Source organism: Sphingobium sp. VMM (assembly GCF_056790315.1).
In genome coordinates this window covers 72,218-94,084 of record NZ_JBXGSI010000019.1, presented here as the reverse complement: position 1 = coordinate 94,084, position 21,867 = coordinate 72,218, and the positions used below count along the sequence as shown (strand labels likewise).

Below are 21,867 nucleotides of genomic sequence, written 5' to 3'. Positions count from 1 at the left end.
GGGATTTGGCGGCGGTCTTGACCCTGCCGGTCACGCTTGGCCATCGTCATTCCGATTTCGTGGATTTGTCCGGCGATGCGGCGGCGCTGGCGACGCGGCTCGTCACGGTGTCGAACATCAACGCACAGTCCAGTCTCGAGTTGATCGAGGATCTCGCGCCCGACTACATCTTCGTCATCGGCTGGTCGCAACTGTGCGGCGCGCGCGTGCAGGCCAGCGCGCCCGGCGGCCTGATCGGCTTTCACCCTGCGCCGCTGCCCCGGTTGCGCGGGCGGGCGATCATCCCATGGACCATCCTGCTCGATGAGCCGATTTCCGCTTCGACCCTGTTCAGGATCGACGACGGGGTCGACAGCGGCCCGATCCTGGCACAGCGTTTCTTCCATGTCGCATCGGATGAGACGGCAGAATCTCTCTATGCCAAGCATATGATGATGCTGGCCGAAATATTGCCGCCCATGCTGATCGAACTGGCCCATGGGCGTGCGCCTGGGGTGCCGCAGGACGAGCGGCACAGCAGCTATGGTACGCGCCGACGGCCCGAGGATGCCCGTATCGATTGGACGGCGCCGGTGGACGATATCTGGCGCATGGTGCGCGCCTGTGGCGCGCCCTATCCGGGCGCTTGGACGATATTGAACGACAGCAAGGTCGTCATCGCGGCGGCGCATCCCGTATCCCTGTCGCGCTACAGGGCGTCCATGCCGGGGCAGATTGTCGAGCGAACCGACAGCAGCTTTACGGTGCGCTGCGGCGATGAGGGCGGGCTGCAGGTCACGCAATGGTGCTGCAAGGCGGATGGCGCCTTGCCGGTCCACGCCATTTTGGGGCGGGAGCCGATGACGCGATGACGGCTCTCGATTCCGTGCAGCGGGCGCTGGTCATCGCACCGCATCCCGATGACGAGGTTCTAGGCTGTGGGGGAACGATCGCGCGACTGGTCTCGATGGGGTGCCAGGTCGAAATCCTGGTGGTTACGCGCGGCATGGCGCCGTTGTTCGACGAGGCTCAGGCTAACCAGGTGCGCGATGAGGCCCGCCAGGCGCATTGGCTGCTGGGCGTCACCCAGACACAGTTTCTTGATTTTCCGGCGGCTGGGCTGGACGGCGTATCGCGTGCCGCGCTCAATGCCGCCGTTGCGAAATCGGTTATGACGAGCCGGCCCGATATGTTGCTGGTCCCCTTTGTGGGCGATCTGCATTTCGATCATAAGCTGGTCTTCGATGCGGCCATGGTGGCGGCGCGTCCGTTGGGGCGGGATTATCCCCGGCGCATCCTCGCCTATGAAACAGTGTCGGAAACAAACTGGTCCGCGCCCTATCTTGGTCCCGCGTTCCAGCCCAATGTCTTTATCGACATCTCCAGCCATCTGGATCAGAAATTGGATGCGTTTGCCTGCTTCCGGTCGCAGGTTCGACCGTTTCCCAATGAACGGTCGCTAGAAACATTGAGAGCACTGGCAATGGTGAGAGGATCCTGCGTTTCCTGCGCGGCGGCCGAGGCTTTCACCCTGATAAGGGAGGTAGCATGAACATGCCGGTCGTTTTCGAACCTACTCAAGAGGGGGCGGTCACCCTGGTGGCAAATTCAGGACGACGCGCGTCTTCCCGGCGATCCTTGCGCATGATGATGAGTTCGGCCGGCCGCCGGGTCAGTCTGCTGCGCAGCTTCCGCCAGTCGGCTGCACAACTGGGCGCGGATCTCAGTATCTATGGCTGTGATTTGCAGCCGGAATGGAGCCCGGCCTGTATCGAGGCGGACAAGGCATTCGCAGCGCCTTCAGCGGAAAGCACCGCATTCATTCCAGCGATGCTGGAGATATGCGAACAGGAAAATATCGGCCTGATCGTGCCGACCATCGATACCGAACTGATCGCCTTTGCCCGTGCCCGGGACAAGTTCGCGGCGCTTGGTTGCCATGTTGCCGTCAGTAGCGAGCAGGTCGTGACGATGGCGCGCGACAAGCTGGCGACAGCCCGCTTCCTCTCCGCCGCAGGCGTTCACACGCCCCGGACGGCATCGGCCAAAGATGTCTTGCGCGGGCGCGAAGAAATGGTCTTTCCCTTGCTTGCCAAGCCGCGCCACGGGAGTTCGAGCCGCGGTATCATGATGGTCGAGACGCTGAACGAATTGCTCACGCTCGATGCCAAGGAACCCTATATCGTCCAGCAGTTCATTCCGGGACGGGAATTCACGGTCAATCTCTACTTCGATGCCGAAGGACGGCTGAAATGTGCCGTGCCGCATGAAAGATTGAAGGTCCGCGCAGGCGAAGTGGAAAAAGGGGTCACGCTGCGCAGCCAGCCGCTGGCGGACATGGCCCGCCAGATCGCCGCTGCGTGCAAGGGTGCGCGCGGGGCGCTGTGTTTCCAGGTGCGTCTGGCCGAGAACGGGATGCCGTTCGTGTTCGAGATCAATGCCCGCTTCGGCGGCGGTTATCCGTTGACGCATCATGCCGGCGCGCAGTTCACGACGTGGATGCTGGAGGAATGTCTGAACTTGCCGCGTACCGCCAATGATGAATGGCAGTCCGATATGCTGATGCTCCGGTTCGATGATGCCGTGTTCGTCTGATGGCCCGGCCGCGGGTGAAGTGCGCGCCGGAGCACGTGCTTGTCTTCGACCTTGATGACACACTCTATCTGGAACGGGACTATGTGCTGAGCGGATTGGGCGCCGTAGGTGCATGGGCGCGCGAACGCCTGGGCCTTGTCGAATACGGGACTTTTCTGCGCCGAAAGTTCGAGGCGGGTGCCAGGACACAGTTGTTCGATGACTGCCTGCGCGACTTGGACATTGATCCTACGCCGTCCCTGGTGGGGCGGATGCTTGCCGTCTATCGACAGCATCGACCGATTATCGAGCTGGCGCCAGATGCCGCGGATTTTCTGACGAATATCGCGCCGCATATTGCAATCGGCGTCATCACCGACGGGTATCTCGATGCCCAGAGACGGAAGATCCGCGCACTGGATCTGTACCGGCGTGGTGTCAGCCTAGGTATCTGTACTGACCGCTGGGGGCGTGCGCATTGGAAGCCGGATCGGCGCGCCTTCCTGCATATGCAGGAATATTTCGGATTGGCGAATCACTGTTTCACTTATGTTGCCGACAATCCGGTGAAGGATTTTATCGCTCCGAAGGCGCTGGGCTGGCGTACCATAAGGATAGTGCGGCCGGGTCGGATCGACCATGCAGACCATCCTGCCCGGCATTGCGATGCACAAAGGGTTATTGAAAACCTTGGTGAATTATGATTTTCCTTCAAAGGAATTTACAAAATTTACTAATACTTTTGAGTTTGCCCTTCAAATGCACCTATTGGAAAAGCTTGATTGTTTTTCCGATTACTATAGCTCTTAGGCAGGGAAGGGTCGCGATCGGAAAGCCGGATGCTGCAAAAAGCAGGCTTTCCCTCTGAAGGGGTTCCTCGCTCTCTGGCAGTTGATGCCATAGTCGAGTTCGCTGCGTGAAAGCGAAGGCGCTCCTAATTTCTCGGAGGCGACTTTGAGCAATCAACTGCAAGTGATCATCGTCACGCAAAATGAGATCGAAGGCGAAGGCCTGCGACGTATTCTGACGGAAAGATCGTTGGATGTCGTCGGCGTTTTCCGAAATTTGGCCGATATTCCGCTGGAAACTGACAGCCACGGCGTGAACAACCTTCTGGTGATGGCCTCCTCGTCCGATGAAGCGACGCTCGAAATGTGTCGAGAGGCTCATATGCTCCAGGACGAGGCATTGATCGTCATGCTGGGACATGATTGTGAATGCGCGATGGTTGCCCAGGCGTTTCAGGCGGGTGTGGCCGGCTATATTGGCAAAGACACATCCTGCGCCAGTCTTGCAGCAATGATCAATCTGGTCGCACTCGGCGAAAAGATCGTGCCCTCTCGCATCATTTTCGAACTTGCAGGGCTCGATACCAATTTGCGCTGGAACGATAATGACGGCCGCATTGAAGATGTGAAGATGTCGGACCGTGAGGTAGAAATATTGCGTGGTCTGATCCGGGGCGAACCCAACAAGATCATTTCCCGCCGGCTCAACATTACCGAGGCCACGGTGAAGGTTCATGTCAAATCCATTCTACGGAAGCTTCATGTGGTTAATCGGACGCAGGCCGCAATCTGGGCGTTAAGCCGCGGTTTGCTGGGTGAACCAGTTCAGCAAAACGGCGAGCAGCCGCCATGCCGGGCCGTGCCAGCCGTAACTCCGGCCGCGGTACCGCGCCTCCCTTTAAGGCTGGCCGACGTGGCTTGAGTGACGACTAGCCAGTCGGATTTTCCAGGGCTGCGTCGGCGTTTCGTGCTGTGGGCGACTGTTGAAGCGAGCTTTGTCTGCTCCAGGTCCGCCTTCGAATGATATCGTTGTTGGAAGGGGATATCCTATGTCTTCAGGCGACGCCCTCATCGTTCCTTCTAATTTGAGCCCAGGTGAGATATTCATGGGGGCGGCGCGGGCACCGCAGCCAAGCACTCGTACGGGCTATTTCGGCGTTCACGATTTTTTCCGGATGATCCGGCGGCGCTGGATATTGATCGCCACGCTGACCGTGCTGGGCATGGCGATGACGATCATCGTCCTGATCAACATCACGCCCATCTACAGCAGTTCGGCGACCGTGGTGGTCCAGCCGCCTGACGCGGAAACATCGGTCACCGGCACGACCATCCTCAGCCCGAACCAGGAAACGCAGATCGAGACGAAAGTCGAAATGCTGCGCTCCCGGCGTCTTGCGCGGGCGGCGGCGACGACGCTGCATCTGGATGATGATCCCGAATTTGCCCGCAAGCCGGGAGAAGCCAGGGGCGTCGGATCCTGGGTCCGGGAAGTGATCCTGGGCAACCGTCCGGTGGAAGTGGATCCCGGCCTTCGGGCGGAGGCGGCCGAACGCTCGCGGAGCGAAGGGGTGGTCGATCGTTTGCTCGACAAGGTCGACATCATGCGCGTCGGCCGGTCGAGCACGATCAAGGTGACGGCCTCTTCGGAAGACCCGGCAAAGGCCGCCCTGATCGCCAATCGGCTGGTCGAAACCTATATTCAGGGTGGATTGAAGAACGCCAAGGAATCGCGCGATAAGGAAATCCAGGCGCTGACCGCGCGGGTCGTGCAGGTGCGTACCTCCATGCAGCAGACTGATGGCGCCGCCGCCAGTTTCCGCGCGGCCCATGGCATATTGGCATCCAATCCCGAAGTCAGCGGCGCTGCCCAGGTCGACCAGTCGGCCGGCATTCTGGCCCAGGCCCGTGCGGAAAGCGCTTATGCCAGCCGGCTTGCCCAACTCAGTGGAGGACCAGCGACGGCGACATCCCCGCTGCTCATCGAACTGCGGCAGCAGGAGGCAACCTTGTCGCGGCGTCTGGGCGAACTGAGCACGATGTTCGGTCCGGGCTATCCTGATGTCGTCAAGACCAAGGCGGAACTGGCCACGATCGGCCCGCGCATCGCGGCGGAAACGACGCGGTTGCAGGGCGAATTGTCGGCCGTGTCGGCGGCCAGCGCCGCCCGGCGCGGTGCAATCGATGCCAGCATCAGCAGCATCCGTTCGCAGGCTCTGGCGTCGGGAGGACAGGCGGTCGCGCTGCGGGGGCTCGAACGCAAGGCGGAGGCAACCAACACGCTGTACATGTCGTTGGTCGCCGCGCTGAACGCAAAGATCACGGCGCCCGTCGATGTGGATCCCGACATCTCGATCATCTCCCGCGCCTCTCTGCCAGCGGTGCCCAGCTATCCGATCCCGCAACGGGTTCTGGCGGTGGCGATGCTGGCCTTTCTTCTGCTCGGCCTGATCGTCGCCTTCGTGGTCGATACGATGGATACGACGATCCGCACGGCGGCGCAGGTCCGGCGCCTGCTCGGCATTCCCACACTTGCGATGGTGCCCGATCTCAGTGATGGTCGCGAAGATGAACCGGTTCATGCGGTCGTCGAATCCAAACCCCGGTCCCGCTTTGCCGAGGCGATCCGCAATCTGCTGATCGAACTGGAATCGCGCCATGGCCCCGGCTCCCAGGTGGTGGTGGTGACGTCTCCGCTGGATGGCGAGGGAAAGAGCACCATCGCCACCAGTCTGGCGGCTGCGGCTGGCGCCGTCAGCAGGCGCGCGGTCGTCGTCGATTTCGATTTGCGGCGCCCCAATATCGAGGCCGATTGCAAGGGCAATGGTGTCGTTGGCTATCTCACTGGTCGTGCTGGCCTGGAGGATCTGCCCGTCATCCAGGAAGACAGCCATTTTTCGGTAATTGCCGTCGGCGATACACCCATGGATCCGGGGGCGCTGATCGCCTCGCCTCGCCTGCCACGCATGGTCAATGCGCTGCGGCAGCATTATGATCTGGTAATCCTGAATGCGCCGCCGATCCTGCCGGTGCGCGATGCCAAGACGCTCACCGAATATGCCGATTCGACGATCCTGGTACTGCGTTGGGGCATGACCAGTCCCGAAGCCGCGCGGGTGGCGATGGAGATGTTCGAGCGGCCGATTACCGGAGCGGTCATCAACATGGTGGATTATCCGGCCCATGCACGACGCGGCTATGGCGATGCGATCCACCATATCGCTCGACTGACCAAATATTATGATGCCGATGATCCGGCGGAGGCTGGTGCGATGCACAAGCGCCTGTTGCGCAGTTGGCGCCGTTCCAAGCGTCGCGTGGTGGAAGCGCTGCATTTCAATTGAGGTGCCGTCCCAACAGGACCAAAACAGGACCGGTGAACCGCATGGGTTGATCGGTCCTTTTTGCGTGTGATCGGAAAAGCCTTGTGGCCCTATCGCTGTTGCCAGGGGGCGACCTTGATCGCGCGGCGAAGGTTCAAGCTGAGACCGCCCAGCCAGACGATGCCGAAGGCCAGGTGGGCTAGATTGGCACCCATGGCACCGAATTCCATGATCAGCGGGGCGACCGAGCAGTAGAAGGCCATGGCACAGGCCACCACGGTACGTAGGACGCCCCGCTGTTCCCCCAGCGACAGCAGCCCGGCGCGACTGGCCGCGCCGCTGATCGTCATCGTCACCGCCAGGATCTGGACGATGAGGAGCGGTACCGCCCCCGCAAATTGCGCTCCAACGATCAGGCGCATCAGGCTCGCGCCGGCGATCAGGATGGTGAGGAAACAGGCCATGCCAAAGGCGAGCAAGATTAGCTCGGTTTGTATCACCACCCGCACGAAGGCGCGGCGATTGCCGGCCGCCGCCAACCGGCTGAGGTCTGGATAGACGACCGATTCCACTTGGCTGCCGATCTGTTGCACGACTCGGCTGATCCGCTTGGCAATGTGAAACAGGCCCGCGCTTGCCGGGTCGGCAAGCCAGCCGACGATCAGCGTGTCGACCTGCTGGGCGCTCGACCAGACGGTCAGGGAAAAATTGGATCCCAGGGCAAAGCGCCATACCTTCGGAAAGCGCTCGTTGATGCCTTCGACGCTGGCGTCGAAAATGGCGCGCAGGCCTGGCGCGGGCAGAAGGCGTATCGCGAAGATGAAATTGGAAATCGACATGATGATCTGGGTAAATGTCCAGATCAGCACCATCTCGAACAGGTCTGCATCCATCACGAAGGCAATACCGATCAGCGCCAGTCTCAGCAGCGCATTGGCGACCTGAATGCGTGCGATCATGCGATATTGGTCGGTCAGGCGGTATATCGCCGTGGCCACACCATTATAGCTAAACAGCAGCGACACCAGGAAGATGAGGGCCATTTGCAGGGTTTCGTCGCTGTAGCCGAGCAGCCATTGCCCCGTCAGCGCAATCCCGTTCGCCACCACCCACGCCGCAACGCCGCCGCCCAGGTCGAGCAACAGTCCGAATTTGAGCAGCGCGAAAAACGCGGCGGAATCCTTTTCGTGATCAAGGCTGGCGCCATAGCGGATGACCGGTTGCCAAGACTGGAAACTCAACAAGCGCTCGCTTGCCTGTCCCAGTGTCAGGATCATTGCCAGGATGCCATAGGCCGCGGGATGTAGCAGTCGAGCCGTAAGGGCGATGGAAAGTAGCGTGATGCCCAGTGTCGCCGCCGTTCCGCTCAGCAGGTGGGTGACGGCGCGCACGCGCCGGTGCGACATGGCTCGAAGCCCCCATGCGTGGGTCGAGATGATGAACGACAATAGCGGGTGCGCCCTCTCCATAGCCATGTCCCTCCACCATGATCGTCGCTAGTTCATGGAACCAATCAGGATAAAAGCGCAGCTTTCCTGTAGATGTAATCCCAAATTGCCGATCACCGCAGCGACGCTGGATGATAAGGAACAGGCAGGGGAGACGTTATGTCCATCACCGCCAAAGCCTTTTTTCATCCAGCCCGAAAGCCGACTTCGACCGATGTCGAAGATCGTTTCTTTTCGGATCTGCGCACGCGCAACTCGACCTTCAAACGGACAGCAAGCGATCGCTTCCATGATCTGGATGCGCGTTGTCTGGAAAGTTTCGAATTGAGTGGCGCCACCATTGGGCAGGTTCTTGATATCGGCATATCGTCCGGTGCGACGACGCTTGCCCTCTATGAGCGATTGCTGGCCTGTGGGCATATGCCGGCCGTGGTCGGCACCGACATCGCCATCGACGGCAGATTGGTGAAGGCCTATCCGGGCGTGCGGGTGCTGACCGACGAGGCGGGACATCCGTTGCAATATGATGTGTTGGGCCGGGTGGTACGCCCCTGGGGTCGTCGGGCCGACTATGCCACCGGCATGCTCGCGGTGCGCGCCCTGGCAAATGCCTGGCTGGGCGGACGTGCCCAGCGCCTCGTGCAGCAGGGGGGCGGGGATATCACGCCCGTGCGCCTCATCAGTCCGCGGGTGAAGGCCGCGTCGAACGTGCAGATCGAGAAGAATGACATCTTTGTCGATACCCCCGCGTTCCGCCATCGGTTTGACTTCATCCGGGCCTGCAACATCCTAAATCGCGGCTATTTCGATGAAGAGGCGCTGCGCCGGGCGATGGCCAACATCGTGCGCTATCTGACCGGTCCTGGGGCCTTCCTGCTGATCGCCCGCTCTGCTCGGGGATGCCATGTCGGCACGCTGTTCCAGGTTTCTGCTAATGGCCGTTTTCTGGACGTCGTAGACCGTTTCTGCGGCGGGTCGGAAGTGGAATGGCTGATGCTTGAAACCCCGTTGCCCGAGCAATGGGCCATCTAGCATGCCGTCGGCCGTCACCATATGCTTTCCCTTCGTCGGAGACCTGGTGGGGGGCAGCCATATCTCTGCCAGCAGCTTGATCGCCAAGATCGATCAGCAGCGTTACGCGCCGCTCGTCATCGTCCAGAATCCGCAGGGCATCATCGCCCGGCTGTTTGCGGACAGGGGCATTGCTGTCGAGGCCATCCCCGCTTCCATTTCTCTCCAGCACGGCCGCAGGGTCGGCCCGTTGCGGGCACTGGAGCTAGCGCGAGGCGCCATTCCTCTGGCCCGGTTCCTGCGCAAACGCCAGGTTGCCATCGTCCACAGCAATGACGGGCGCACCCATGCGACCTGGGCATTGGCCGCTCGGCTGGCAGGAGCCCAATTGCTCTGGCATCACCGGGGCGCACCCGATGCATTGGGATTGAGGATGGTTGCGCCGCTGCTGGCCAACCGGGTGGTTGCGGTGTCGCACTTCGCCGGCGACCAGGCGGGCGGCCTGCGCCGCAGGCTGCGTACCGATGTGGTACACAGCCCTTTCGATACATCCATCCAATGCGATCGGTGGGCGGCCCGGCAGGCGATACTCGAACTCATCAATGCACCGCCCACCGCCAATCTTGTCGGCTTTTCGGGCGTCCTGATCGACCGCAAACGGCCATTGCTGTTCGTCGATGCAATTGCTGCGCTTCGCCGTGTCGCGCCCGAACTCGATGCGCGGGGTGTGCTCTTCGGCGAGGCGCTTGATGGCATGGACGCCCAGGTTGCGGATCGTGCCCGGCGGCAAGGCGTCGGCGACGCGATCCATCTGATGGGTTTTCGCACTCCCGGCGCCTTCTGGCTGGCGGGGTGCGATTTACTGATGGTGCCGGCGATCGACGAACCTTTCGGACGAACGCTGATCGAGGCGATGCTGGTCGAAACGCCGGTCGTCGCGACTGCATCGGGTGGCAATGTCGAAGCTATCCGAGACCGTGAGACGGGGCGTCTTGTTCCACCAGAGGACGCTCAGGCGCTGGCCGATGCTTGCGCCACCCTGTTACGCGATCCTGCGATGATGGAAGGCATCGGCCAATCTGCGCGGGCCGATGCCTTGCTCAAATTCGGCGAAGCGCGCCATGCCGATGCGATCATGGCGATCTATGACGACATGCTTCATGCTGGCGCCGGGCAGGAGACGCCCCATCGCTAGCGAGGCGACCTCTGCCTTGCTGGCGCGCTCATCCGGTCCGACCCGGCCTGCTTCGCCGCGCGACACAGCCGGGGGCGGGTTCAATGTGGCGGCGCACGGCTTGCGCGGCCTGGCAGCGATGATGGTGCTGCTGGCGCATATTCTGGGCGGCACCGCCAAACATATCTATGCCCAGAATGATGCCTATGTGCAGGGCATTGCAGGCGCCTGGGCATTAGGCACTTTTGGTGTCGAACTGTTCTTCATCATCAGCGGCTATGTCATCCTGCCAAGCGCAATGCGTTATGGCGCGCAGCAATTTGCGCTGCGCCGCTTCCTGCGGCTTTATCCGCTGTTTTTCGTGCTTTCGCTGCTCTTCATCGCGCTGAACGCAATCACCAATGCCTATCCTGCGCTCAATTCGACGAAAGCGGTGATTTCGGGCCTGCTGTTCATCAACCTTTTCACTGGCACCGAGCAGCTTACGCCCAATGCGTGGAGCCTGACCTACGAGGTGATCTTCTACCTGCTGATGTACGGGATCGTCTATTTTACGGTGCATCATCGTAATCGCGCGGGCGCCGCCGTCGCAATCGTCGTCGGACTGATCTTCCTGCTGACCCATCCGATCGCCATCTATTTCGTCATCGGCGCCGCGATCCGACTGGCCAGTTCCAGGCCGTGGCGCTGGCCCATCCCGGCGCGCGGTCTGGAGCTTGCAAGCCTGATCGCGATGATCGCCTTCGCCAGCCGCGGCCATTTCGAATATAGCTGGAGCGACTTTGCCGATCCGGTCCTGGTGCCGATCATCCTGTCGGCCGGACTCTATTTCCATTGCGCGGTCCAGCCGGGCAGCCTGACCGCCCGCGCGCTCGACAATCCGCTGTTCCGCTATCTCGGTACCGTCAGCTACAGCCTCTATCTCGTGCATCCCTACAGCTATTACGGGATACGCAGGATATTCGACCATTTCGGCTGGTTCACCGACAATGTGCTGGGATCGATCGCGATCTTCGCTGCGGTCGTGGTGGCCGTGACCATGCCGCTCACCCATCTCGTCCATATCAGCCTGGAAATCTGGCCCTATCAACGCTTTTTCGGGCAGCGTATCTATCGGGAAAAGAGCAGCGCGACGGCCCAGGCGCAGCCAGCGGGAGGCGAGGCATGAGCAGTGCGTCTGAAGGCACCGTGGCCGATGCGCGGGCGATGGCAGACAGCCCGCCAACGGCGATCATGGTCGGCATATTCCTGGCGGCCTATCTGTCATGGCGCCCGTCGATCGACATCATGTTCACGGTCAGCGACCTGTGCCTGCTGATCGGGGGCGCGCAGTTGCTGGTCCGGAAACATATTCCGCTTGAACCCTTCGGCCTGCTGTCGCCGCTCTGGTTCGCGGCCTTCGCCCTGATGATGGGCGGCCTGCTCGTCAGTTCGCTCTTCTGCCATGATCCCACGCGCTGGATCATCGTCGCCCTGCAATATAGCGTGGCCTGGGCGGTGCTGCCTTTCCTCCTGATGGGGCATGGTGCCGCCAACACCAACCGGCTGGCCTGCGCCTTGCTGTTCGGCGTGTTCCTGATGGAGCTGATCGGGATCATCGTCTATTTTACCTATTCGGGCTCGTTCGAAGACGCGCGCGCCACGCTGGGCCTCGATTTCCTGTCCGGCAGCGGGCGGCTGGGGGCTTTCGCGACCGACGCGAACTGGAATGGCGCAACCATCTCGATGGCCTTGCCCTTTGCCTTCTACCTGCGCGCACGCCGGGTCATCGGCCTCTGGCAGATGCTCGTCATCGCAGGCGTCCTGTTCTATGCCTTGCTGCTGAGCGCGTCCGCAACCGCCTTTGGCAGCATGGTTGTCGCGATCCTGTTCTTCGTCCTGTTCGGCGACCGTCGCATTCGCGCTTATGTTCTTGGCGGGCTGGTCGGTATCGTTGCGTTGGGCATCGTTCTGAACGCCGTCAATGTCACTTTGCCCGCCGTGTTCCAGAAGCGCGTCGCGAACGCCTTGGAGGCCGGCGACATAGCGGAGGCGGGCACGTTCGAGGACCGGCTGGGATTGGCCAAGGATGCGTGGCAGCGCGTCGGCGACCATATGTTCGTCGGTGTCGGTGTGGATCAGGATCGCGTCATCAGCCCGGCCGGCGCGCCGGTGCATAACATGTATCTGCTGCTGTGGGTGGAAGGCGGCTTTCTCGCCCTTGTCGGCTGGATCGCGATGATTGGCGTTGGCGGCGTGATCGGGTTCACGGCGTTGAAGCGGGACAGGCTGGCCGGGGCGCTTGCCCTGTCCGTCCTGGCGACCTTCCTGCTCTTTTCCGCCGCGAGCCCGCATATGTACGCACGGCTGTGGGCGGTGCCGGTGTTGCTGGCACTGGCGATCGCGCTGCATGGCGGCGAGGCCGACCTGCGGCGACGCAGTGGGCGTGCGCTTTCGTCCAGGCGGATGCGGGCCTTGCGCTATGCACGGGGATAGCCGTGCGGCGCTCTGGCGCCCGTCGTTGGGATGGGTGCCCAAGCGCTGGCATGCCCTGACGCCGGCCAGGTTCCTGATCTATGCGATCCTCGCCTTCGTGCTGATCGGCCTGTTCGGGCGGATCATCACCTTTCCGCTGGGGCATGACGAGCAGATCCACGTCAGTGCCGGTCGGCTGCTGTTCCAGGCGCCGCTGTATCAGGCGCTGGGATATAATCATCTGCCGGGCCTGCCCCTGCTGCTGCACACGCTCTATGCGCTGACCGGCGACAGCTATCTGCTGTTGAAGGGGCGTCTGCTCATCTTCCTGTGCTGGATCGCCACCGGGCTGCTGCTCTATCGCTTTGCGCTGCGGCAGACGGGGGATCGGCATGTTGCCCTGGTGGCCTTGCTGGTGCTGGTGGCGGGTGTGCTCATGGGCCCGGCAGGAATGCTGGTCACCAATAATTTCCTGCCCGTCCCGTTCGCGATCCTTTCGTTCGATCTTTTCTTGCGCGGGCTGGACGAAAGCCGGATCCGCCCGGGCCTGCTTTTCCTGTCCGGGCTGGCCATGGGCTTCGCGGCCGTGCTGAAGGTCAGCTATGTGTTCCTGGGACCGCCTTTTGCGCTGGCGGCGCTGTTGCTGCCACGCGCTCTGCCTTTTGGGGAAAGAGTGCGGCAGGTGTTCGTGCCGCTGATCATCGGCGGGCTGGTCGGTTGCTCGCCCGCGCTGGTGGTGCTGATCAGCGATCCCTACGGATTATTTGCCCACACGGTCCGCTATTTCTCGCACGGCCATCTTGCCTATTGGGAGCAGGCGACCGCCGCCAAGGCGATGTCCTTTCCCGAAAAGATCATGGTGGCCGAAGGCGTGTGGCTGGCCGGATCGGGGCTGTTTGCACTTATTCTTGCGGGCGTTTTTGCGGGAACATTGGTGCGCAGGGCAGGGGCGGCGGCGTTGGCCTGGTGGCCGATCCCTCTCGCGGCCGCGCTGGCGGCGTTCGGCGCACTCGGCGCATTCGTGCCGACGCCGGCCTTCCCGCAATATTATGAACCGCCGGTGCCCTTCTTCATTCTCCTTTTCATCCTTCTCTACCGCCGGCTCGATGCCGAGGCGCGGCACTGGATGGCGGCCGTGCTGGGAAGCGTGGGGGCGCTCGCGCTCATCAGCGTGACGCCGCGCCTTGCCGCGGCCGTGCCGGGCGTGGCGCAACCGGTTCGCTGGACGGGCACGGTCACACATGAACAGGGCCAACAGATCCGGGCAGTGCTGGACAGGGCTGGGGCACGGGGCAGGGTCGCAACCCTGTCGCCGATCGCGGTGCTGGAAGGCGGGTTGCCGATTTATCGCGAATTTGCCGCCGGACCTTTCCTCTACCGCGTCGCGCAATATCTGCCGGCTGCCGATCGCCCCTATTTCACCACGACGACTCCGCATGGCCTGTCCGCCTTTCTCGACGCCGATCCGCCAGCGGCGATCCTCGTCGGTGAGGAAGGGGAACTCGATGCCGCTTTTGCCAGCTATGCCCGGCTGCGTGGCTATCGGCTGCTGCCCATCGGCGGCGACGAAACCCGGTTGTTCGTGCGGCCGGACGCGGACGGTCTAGCCCTTTTGGAGAGGGGCGTTTCCCATAATGGTGCCCCCCTGTCCGAACGGACCGCCGACTAACCCACCTGCGCACGCGCGGCGGTGCCGCAACAGGATATCATGGCGGGGTGGGCCGATATGGGCCTGACGCCAAGGAAGGGGGAGCGACGATGCAAACCGTATTGTTGGCAGGAGGACTGGGATCTCGTCTGTCCGAGGAAACCGTCCGCATTCCAAAGCCGATGGTGGAGGTGAATGGTCGCCCGATCATGATGCACGTCATGGATATCTACAGCCATTTCGGACAAAAGGATTTTGTCTTGGCTTGTGGATACAAGTGCATGACGATGAAGGCGTTCTTCAACAATCTTCATCTGATGAACAATGATTTCACGGTCACGCTGGGCACCGGGCAGATGAACCTGCGTCCGTGCCGCAGCATGGACTGGAACGTCTCGGTCGTCGATACGGGCGAAACCACCATGACCGGTGGACGCATTCGCCGGTTGCGCGACTGGCTCGGCGACGAGCCGTTCATGGTGACCTATTCGGATGGCGTGGGGAATGTCGACATCGACGCCTTGCTCGCATTCCATCGTGCCCATGGCAAGATCGCGACGGTGACGGCGGTCCAGCCGCCAGCCCGTTTCGGCAATCTGGACCTGGAGGATGATCGCGTCGCCCGGTTCACCGAGAAGGTGACACGTTACGAAACCTGGATCAACGGCGGGTTCTTCGTCTTCGAGCCGGGCATTTTCGACTATCTGGGCGACGATACCGAGCCGCTCGAACAATCCCCGCTTGCCCGGCTCGCAGCCGATGGGGAATTGTTTGCCTACAAGCATCGCGGTTTCTGGCACCCGATGGACACCATCCGCGATCGCGATCAGCTCGAAAGGCTGAGCGCTGAGGGCACGCCTCCCTGGCTTCAGTTCGAAAATGCGCATGGCGCGGAACTGCGGCCGAAAATCTATGCCTGATCCTGCCGGCATTTCCGATCGGATCGCCACCGCCTTTGCCGGTCGGCGTGTCCTCGTCACCGGGCATAGCGGCTTCAAGGGCGGCTGGCTGTGCCTTTGGCTCGCGCATGTCGGGGCGATCGTCAGGGGCATTTCGCTACCACCGACGGGATCGCGCTCCTTCTATGCGGCGGCGGGCATCGCCGAGCGTATCGATAGCCGCTTCGCCGATATTAGGGATGAGGCCGCCCTGCGCGCCGCCGCCCGGGACTTCGATGCGGAGGTCATATTCCATCTGGCGGCACAGCCGCTTGTCCGCCGCTCCTACGCGGCACCCGCCGATACGTTCGCGACCAATGTCATCGGCACCGCCCATGTGCTGGATCAGGCGCGGACCATGCCTTCGCTCAAGGCGGTGATCGTCGTTACCAGCGACAAATGCTATGAAAATCACGACTGGTCCTGGCCCTATCGGGAAAATGACCGACTGGGCGGCACCGACCCTTACAGCGCGTCGAAGGCCTGCACCGAACTGGTCGCGCAATGCTATCGGCGCAGCTGGTTCTCCGATCCGGATGGGCCGATGCTGGCGACCGTGCGGGCCGGCAATGTGATCGGCGGCGGCGACTGGGCGGAGGACCGACTGATACCCGACATCATCCGTGCCGCCGCCGCGCAAAATCCGATGATCATTCGCAATCCCCTCAGCATCCGTCCCTGGCAGCATGTGCTGGAACCGCTCTCAGGCTATTTGCTGGTTGCGGAACAGATGCTGGCCCGCACCTCTGCCGCTGCCGAAGCCGCATGGAATTTCGGCCCGTCGGACAATGATGCGGTGACGGTAGAGCAACTGGCGCGTGCGCTGATCGCGAGCGCGCCGGAACTGGACCTGCCGATCCGCTTCTCCGCCGACAGCAACGCCCCGCATGAAGCACGTACGTTGCGGCTCGACAGCAGCATGGCGGCCAATGTGCTCGGCTGGCGCGCCTGCCTTTCAATGGCCAGCACCATCCGCCTGACCGCCGACTGGTACACGCACTATCTGCGGGGAGAGGCCGATATGGCCGCCTTCTCGTGCGCGCAACTGGCGGCCTATCTCGATCTGCGTACCGCCGCCCATTCGGAGGAGCTTCTGCAATGCACGTAAGTTACGGAAAGAGCGTCCATGGCGAGGCCGAAATTGCCGCCGTGGTGGACGTTTTGCGGTCCTCCACGCAGATGGGCGAGAAGGTGCGCGCGATGGAGGCACGCGTCTCGGCGCTGTTTGCCAAGCATCACGGGCTGATGGTCAATTCCGGCTCTTCGGCCAACTATCTTGCCATCGAACTGCTCGGCTTGCCGGTCGGGAGTGAGGTCATCACGCCGGCCCTGACGTTTGCCACCACCGTCGCGCCGATCGTCCGAGCCGGGCTGGTGCCGGTGTTCATTGATGCAGAGCCGGGAACCTATAATATCGATGTCGCGCACATCGAGGCGATGATCAGTCCCCAGACTCGGGCGATGATGATCCCTTCGCTGATCGGCAATCTGCCCGATTGGGATGTGCTGATGGACATCGCCAACCGGCATGAGCTGATGCTGGTGGAGGATAGCGCCGATACCCTGGGCGCTACATTGCGCGGCAAGAGCACCGGTACGCGATCGCATATCAGCACCACCAGCTTCTATGGCTCGCATGTCATCAATGCTGCGGGCAATGGCGGCATGATCTGCATCAACGATGACGAAATGGCACGCAGGGCGCGACTGCTGCGCTCCTGGGGGCGCACCTCGTCCTTGTTCGTCGACTCCGAAGCTGCGGAAAACCGCTTCGGTGTGCAGGTCGATGGCATCGAATATGATGCGAAATTCCTGTTCGAAGCGCTGGGATTCAATATCGAGCCTTCCGAAATGGGCGCGGCGTTCGGTCTCGTGCAGCTCGACAGGCTGCAGGAGAATATTGCCGCGCGCATCGCCAATTTTGCACGGCAATATGCGTTCTTCGCCCAATATGAAGACTGGTTCGAACTGCCCCGTCAGTTGGATGAGTCGGTCACCGGCTGGCTGTCCTTCCCGCTGACCGTCCGGGAAAATGCGCCCTTCACCCGGCGCGAGATGCAGATGTGGATGGAGGGCTGGGACATCCAGACCCGCCCTGTCTTCACCGGCAATATCCTGCGCCAGCCGGCCATGCGTGGCGTGGCCTGCCGTACGGAAGAGGGCGGCTATCCGGTTGCCGATGCCGTGATGCGCGGCGGCATATTGCTGGCCTGCCATCATGGGCTCGACGAGGCGCAGATCGACTATCTGCAACAGACCTTCGCTGCCTTTGCCGATCAGCAGGCGGGGCCGCGCGCGCGTTCCGCTGCGGTCGCTTGAGGAGCGCAGGCCCATGCGCGCCCTGCTGGTCGGCGGAGCAGGCTTTATAGGGTCGCATCTGGCACGACGCCTTTTCGCCGAGGGGTGGGAGGTGCATGTCCTGCTCCGCCCGGATAGCGATGGCTGGCGACTGGCGACGCTGCCCGACGTGACGCAGCACCGACTTGCCCTCTCGAACGGTCCGGCCTTGCAGGCCTGTATCAAGGATAGCGCGCCGACCCATATCTTCTGGCTGGTGGGCAATACCGCGTGGCGTCATGATGGTGCGGTGACGCAGGCCGGCGCATCGGTCGAGACGCTGGCGGGGTTCCTGGCGCTGCTCGAAGCTGTGGCACGGACCGGGCGACCACCGCAAATGGTCGTTCGGACGGGATCGATCGCGGAATATGGCGCGCAGGCGGTGCCGTTCCGCGAGGATCAGCGGGAGCGGCCGCTGACGGCCTATGCCGCATCGCTCACCGCCGCCACCTATTATGCCCAGGCACTGGCCCGCAACCTGCCATTCCCAATTGTGACCGCGCGACTGGCGCTGGTCTATGGGCCCGGCCAGGCCGCCGACTTCCTGGTTCCCGCCCTGATCGGGGCCTGCATCGCCGGCCGGCCGATCATCCTCAGCCGGCCGACGGACAGACGCGACCTGATCCATGTCGGGGACGCCGTTGATGCCCTGCTGTGCATCGCGGAAAGCAATGTGCGCGGCGGAACCATCCTCAATGTCGGTTCAGGCACGGATGTGGCCGTCGGTGACCTGGCGGATCGTGTGGTCGGCCTGACGGGGGCGAATCCGCAACTGGTCCGCCGCGAGACGATCGATGATCCGGTCACCTTGCGCCTCGCCGTGGAGGCGCTTGCCATGAACCTGGGCTGGCGGGCGCGCATCATGCTGGATGACGGGCTGGAGAGAACCATCTCCGCCGTCCGCGCCAGCAAGGCGGTGCAGGCATGAAGATGGAAGGGCCCTTGCGAACCCTGGTCTCGGTCGTGGTGCCGGCCTATAATGAAGAGGATAATGTCGAACGCTGTTATCGGGCGATCGTCGATGTATTCGTTGGGCTGCCCGATTATGATTATGAGATCATTTTCACCGACAATCATTCGACGGATCGCACGTTCGGGCTTCTTGCGCGGATAGCGGCCGTCGATCACAACGTCCGGGTCATCCGCTTTTCCCGCAATTGCGGTTATCAGCGATCGGTGCTGGTCGGTTACAAGAATGCAAGCGGCGAATGCGCGATCCAGCTCGATTGCGATCTTCAGGATCCCCCCGCGATGATCCCGCAGATGCTGGCGCGCTGGCGCGAGGGACATCAGGTCGTCTATGGCATCCGCCGCTCGCTGGGCGATGGCCCGGCGACCCAGTGGGCGCGGCGCCGTTTCTACCGGATCATCAATGCGGTCAGCGAGGATGATCTGCCCATCGATGCCGGCGAGTTCCGGCTGGTGGATCGCCGCATCCTGCAGGAACTGGCCGCCGTCGCCGACACCACGCCCTATGTGCGCGGGCTCATCAGCGCGATGGGCTTCTCGCAGGTCGGTATCGAATATGACCGCGGCATGCGTCAGGCCGGACAGAGCAAATTCTCGCTATGGCCGATGATCGGGCTGGCGGTGGATGGCCTGCTCAACCATTCGCTGTTGCCATTGCGCATTGCCTCTCTCGTCGCCCTGCTGGTGGGCAGCACCACTTTCCTCCTGACTTTCGTCTATCTGCTCTGGCGCCTGACCATCGGCGCGGGGTGGCCGGCCGGTTTCGCGACGACGACGGTGCTGCTTCTGATGTCGATCACGCTCAATGCGATGTTCCTGGGTATACTCGGCGAATATGTCGGCCGCATATTCCTGCAGGTAAAGCGCACCGCAGCGCCGCCGGTCGAGTTCGCCCTCAACCTGCGACCAAGATCGGCTCGGGAAGCGGCAGGTGGGATCGCGCCGTCATGAGCGCGCGATGGCAGGCCATGCGCTTCCTGGTCGCCGGCGGCGGCGCGACGCTGGCGGATGCCCTGCTCTATCTGGGATTGACGGGGCAGGGGCTGGATGCGCGGCTGTCCAATATCCTGTCCTATGGCGGTTCGGCGATCCTTGCCTTCCTGCTCCATCGCCATTGGACCTTCCGGGCGCGGGATGGCCTATTGCTGTCGCAGGGCGGGCGCTTCGTGTTGATGGTCCTGGCCGGGCTGGTGCTTTCCACGCTTCTGGTCTGGCTGTTCGCGACGCCGATCGGTGCCGTGCCGGCCAAGGGCCTGGCCATCTGCGCCACGCTCTGTCTCAATTTCCTGGTATCGCGCCTCTTCGTCTTCGCCGCGCCCGGCCGATCATGACGGCGGGAGCGATGCGATGGCGCGACGGGAAGAAGGGGCGGCAAGAGGGAAAGTCACGATGTGGATCATGACCGCTGCCGCTGCTGCCGCCGGCCTTGCCGTCACAACCGCACTGATGCTGCCAGGCCCCCAGGCGACCGGCCAGTCGGGGGCGCAATCCTCCTCCTTCAACAGCGACAATTGCGAAGAGACCGTGCCGCGCACGAGCGGACAGGCGGCATTTCCCACAGCGGAAGGCTTTGGTCGCTTTGCCAAGGGGGGGCGTGGCGGGATGGTCTATCTGGTGACCAGCCTGCAGGACAGGGGACCAGGAACGCTGCGCGAATGTGCCGAGGCGTCGGGGCCGCGGACCTGTGTCTTTCGTGTCAGCGGCACGATCGTCGTCGACGACTGGATCAAGGTGATGCAGCCCTATCTGACGATCGCCGGACAGACCTCTCCGGGGGGCATCGCCATCCGCATCCGCAATTCGCTCAATTCACCGATGCTGGTGCAGACGCATGATGTCGTCATCCGCCACATCCGCCTGCGTCCCGGCGCATCGGCCAAAGCGTCGGATAATGTCGACACGATCCAGATCAGCGGCGCGGCCCATGACGTGATCCTCGATCATCTGTCGACCTCCTGGCCGACGGACGAGGGCATCAACATCGTCGGATCGGGGGATGTACCCTTTCCCTGTGGCGAGACGCGCGACATCAGTGTACAATGGTCGATCCTGTCCGAAGGGCTGAATGACGCCAATCGCGGTCCGCACAGCCGGGGTAGCTATTTCGGCTATGGCGCCCGCAATGTCAGCTTCCATCACAATCTGATCGCCAGCAATGTGCGGCGCAACCCGCTGGTCAACCTGCGCGGCAATTTCGACATGATCAACAATGTGATCTATAATTCGCAACAATATAATGGCGAATTCTACACCCGCTTCGGGGCACTCGCGATCAACATGATCGGTAACGTTGCGGTCGTGGGGCCATCCTCGCAAAAGACCAATCAACTCTATCTGGCCGCCTATTTTCGCGATTATCCCGCGCCATTCGATATCTATGTCCGGGATAATGTCGATATTCACCGCCCTGCCAACAGTGGCGATCAGCGGCTCGTCATGCCTTCGCGCGACTGGCAATATATCCGGGCTGCACCAGTCTTTCCGGTGTCGCTGTCGCCTGCGGCCATCACCGGGCCGGGGCAGGCCTATCGCGACATCCTGGCTTTTGCCGGCGCGACCAGGCCGGTTCGCGACACCGCCGATAAAAGGCTCCTGAACGACATGGCGATCTGCAAGGGGCAAATTCTCAACGCGCCGTCCCAGGTCGGTGGCTGGCCGGTCCTGCCGGGTGGCGCCGCGCCGCTGGATCAGGACAAGGATGGCATGGCCGACACGTGGGAGAGCGCGCATGGCCTGTCGCCGACGGACGGGCGCGATGGCGCACAGATCGCCTCCGACGGCTATTCCAACCTCGAACATTATCTCTCCTCTCTGGCAGGCGACGATATCGTGCAGCGCGCGCCTTCGGCCATGCTGCCCGATCCGACCTGTGGCTTTGCGATCAAGGATGTCGGCCCCTTGCCCGAAATCAGCATCAAGGCGCAGCCGAGCCAATTGGCGGCGGCGGGGACGACGACGCTCAGCTGGACCGGCCAGAACATCAAGAGCTGCAAGCTGCTGGGGCTGGGCGTTCCGGCTAACGGATCGCGGCATGTGACGGCGGCCCGGACCACCACCTACCAGATTGCCTGTATCGGCCCCCAGGGGGGCGATGCGATCGATACGGTGGTGGTGCGGGTCGGTCCTTAAGTAAATCTCCTAAAGGGGTAGGGTGAGCCTATCCCGATGGCATGATTCCACCCGGAATTTTCATGTCGTCGGCTTCTGCGCTGCGTTAGCCTTTC

At 62.3% G+C, this 21,867-nt stretch carries 19 protein-coding genes; 18 read left to right on the top strand and 1 reads right to left on the bottom strand.

What is annotated here, in order from left to right:
- Positions 1-17: 17 nt before the first annotated feature.
- The 6 genes from ACUCV3_RS21280 (at position 18) to ACUCV3_RS21255 (ending at position 6,685) form a co-directional block, all read left to right on the top strand.
- Positions 18-851 carry a methionyl-tRNA formyltransferase gene (locus ACUCV3_RS21280; RefSeq protein ID WP_234415623.1) on the top strand — a complete coding sequence of 278 codons (834 nt, stop codon included), beginning with the start codon at positions 18-20 and terminating at the stop codon, positions 849-851.
- The gene (locus ACUCV3_RS21275; RefSeq protein WP_048937503.1) at positions 848-1,531 is read left to right on the top strand and encodes a PIG-L deacetylase family protein; all 684 of its coding nucleotides are present in this window, start codon (positions 848-850) and stop codon (positions 1,529-1,531) included. The genes ACUCV3_RS21280 and ACUCV3_RS21275 overlap by 4 nt, the downstream gene beginning before the upstream one ends.
- Complete coding sequence (locus ACUCV3_RS21270) at positions 1,528-2,574, top strand: ATP-grasp domain-containing protein (protein WP_048937504.1); 1,047 nt, start codon at positions 1,528-1,530, stop codon at positions 2,572-2,574. Before ACUCV3_RS21275 ends, ACUCV3_RS21270 begins: the two co-directional genes overlap by 4 nt.
- Entirely contained in the window at positions 2,574-3,257 is a 684-nt protein-coding gene (locus ACUCV3_RS21265; protein ID WP_048937505.1) for an HAD family hydrolase, read from the top strand. Before ACUCV3_RS21270 ends, ACUCV3_RS21265 begins: the two co-directional genes overlap by 1 nt.
- A 250-nt stretch (positions 3,258-3,507) precedes the next feature.
- Positions 3,508-4,263, top strand: coding sequence for a response regulator transcription factor (locus tag ACUCV3_RS21260; protein ID WP_048937506.1), 756 nt, complete (start codon positions 3,508-3,510; stop codon positions 4,261-4,263).
- 253 nt (positions 4,264-4,516) lie between these two features.
- On the top strand, positions 4,517-6,685 hold the full coding sequence (locus tag ACUCV3_RS21255; protein WP_279728864.1) for a GumC family protein: 2,169 nt from the start codon (positions 4,517-4,519) through the stop codon (positions 6,683-6,685).
- A gap of 89 nt (positions 6,686-6,774) precedes the next feature.
- Here ACUCV3_RS21255 and ACUCV3_RS21250 read toward each other — a convergent pair whose 3' ends face one another.
- Positions 6,775-8,112, bottom strand: a complete 1,338-nt coding sequence (locus ACUCV3_RS21250; RefSeq protein WP_234831870.1) for a lipopolysaccharide biosynthesis protein — start codon at positions 8,110-8,112, stop codon at positions 6,775-6,777.
- A 159-nt stretch (positions 8,113-8,271) separates the two neighbouring features.
- Between ACUCV3_RS21250 and ACUCV3_RS21245 the strand changes: the two genes are divergently transcribed.
- From ACUCV3_RS21245 to ACUCV3_RS21190, 12 genes are all read left to right on the top strand, one after another.
- Entirely contained in the window at positions 8,272-9,144 is an 873-nt protein-coding gene (locus tag ACUCV3_RS21245; RefSeq protein WP_161731729.1) for a hypothetical protein, read from the top strand.
- Positions 9,145-9,190: 46 nt separating this feature from the next.
- A complete protein-coding gene (locus ACUCV3_RS21240) occupies positions 9,191-10,318 on the top strand; it encodes a glycosyltransferase family 4 protein (protein WP_279776211.1) in 1,128 nt (375 codons plus the stop codon).
- A gap of 85 nt (positions 10,319-10,403) precedes the next feature.
- Positions 10,404-11,465 (top strand): acyltransferase family protein, encoded by a 1,062-nt coding sequence (locus ACUCV3_RS21235; RefSeq protein ID WP_279728867.1) that lies wholly within the window; start codon positions 10,404-10,406, stop codon positions 11,463-11,465.
- Complete coding sequence (locus ACUCV3_RS21230) at positions 11,462-12,772, top strand: O-antigen ligase family protein (RefSeq protein WP_080993568.1); 1,311 nt, start codon at positions 11,462-11,464, stop codon at positions 12,770-12,772. Before ACUCV3_RS21235 ends, ACUCV3_RS21230 begins: the two co-directional genes overlap by 4 nt.
- The gene (locus ACUCV3_RS21225) at positions 12,759-14,420 is read left to right on the top strand and encodes a glycosyltransferase family 39 protein (RefSeq protein ID WP_279728868.1); all 1,662 of its coding nucleotides are present in this window, start codon (positions 12,759-12,761) and stop codon (positions 14,418-14,420) included. The genes ACUCV3_RS21230 and ACUCV3_RS21225 overlap by 14 nt, the downstream gene beginning before the upstream one ends.
- Before the next feature lie 89 nt (positions 14,421-14,509).
- Complete coding sequence (gene rfbF / locus ACUCV3_RS21220) at positions 14,510-15,319, top strand: glucose-1-phosphate cytidylyltransferase (RefSeq protein ID WP_279728869.1); 810 nt, start codon at positions 14,510-14,512, stop codon at positions 15,317-15,319.
- On the top strand, positions 15,312-16,445 hold the full coding sequence (gene rfbG / locus ACUCV3_RS21215; RefSeq protein WP_279728870.1) for a CDP-glucose 4,6-dehydratase: 1,134 nt from the start codon (positions 15,312-15,314) through the stop codon (positions 16,443-16,445). The genes rfbF and rfbG overlap by 8 nt, the downstream gene beginning before the upstream one ends.
- Positions 16,436-17,656, top strand: a complete 1,221-nt coding sequence (locus ACUCV3_RS21210; protein ID WP_279728871.1) for a DegT/DnrJ/EryC1/StrS family aminotransferase — start codon at positions 16,436-16,438, stop codon at positions 17,654-17,656. The genes rfbG and ACUCV3_RS21210 overlap by 10 nt, the downstream gene beginning before the upstream one ends.
- Before the next feature lie 13 nt (positions 17,657-17,669).
- Positions 17,670-18,602, top strand: coding sequence for an NAD-dependent epimerase/dehydratase family protein (locus ACUCV3_RS21205; protein WP_279728872.1), 933 nt, complete (start codon positions 17,670-17,672; stop codon positions 18,600-18,602).
- On the top strand, positions 18,599-19,594 hold the full coding sequence (locus ACUCV3_RS21200; protein WP_048937518.1) for a glycosyltransferase family 2 protein: 996 nt from the start codon (positions 18,599-18,601) through the stop codon (positions 19,592-19,594). Before ACUCV3_RS21205 ends, ACUCV3_RS21200 begins: the two co-directional genes overlap by 4 nt.
- On the top strand, positions 19,591-19,974 hold the full coding sequence (locus ACUCV3_RS21195) for a GtrA family protein (RefSeq protein ID WP_279728873.1): 384 nt from the start codon (positions 19,591-19,593) through the stop codon (positions 19,972-19,974). Before ACUCV3_RS21200 ends, ACUCV3_RS21195 begins: the two co-directional genes overlap by 4 nt.
- A 58-nt stretch (positions 19,975-20,032) precedes the next feature.
- On the top strand, positions 20,033-21,772 hold the full coding sequence (locus ACUCV3_RS21190; RefSeq protein ID WP_482241122.1) for a pectate lyase family protein: 1,740 nt from the start codon (positions 20,033-20,035) through the stop codon (positions 21,770-21,772).
- The last annotated feature ends 95 nt before the right edge of the window (positions 21,773-21,867 follow it).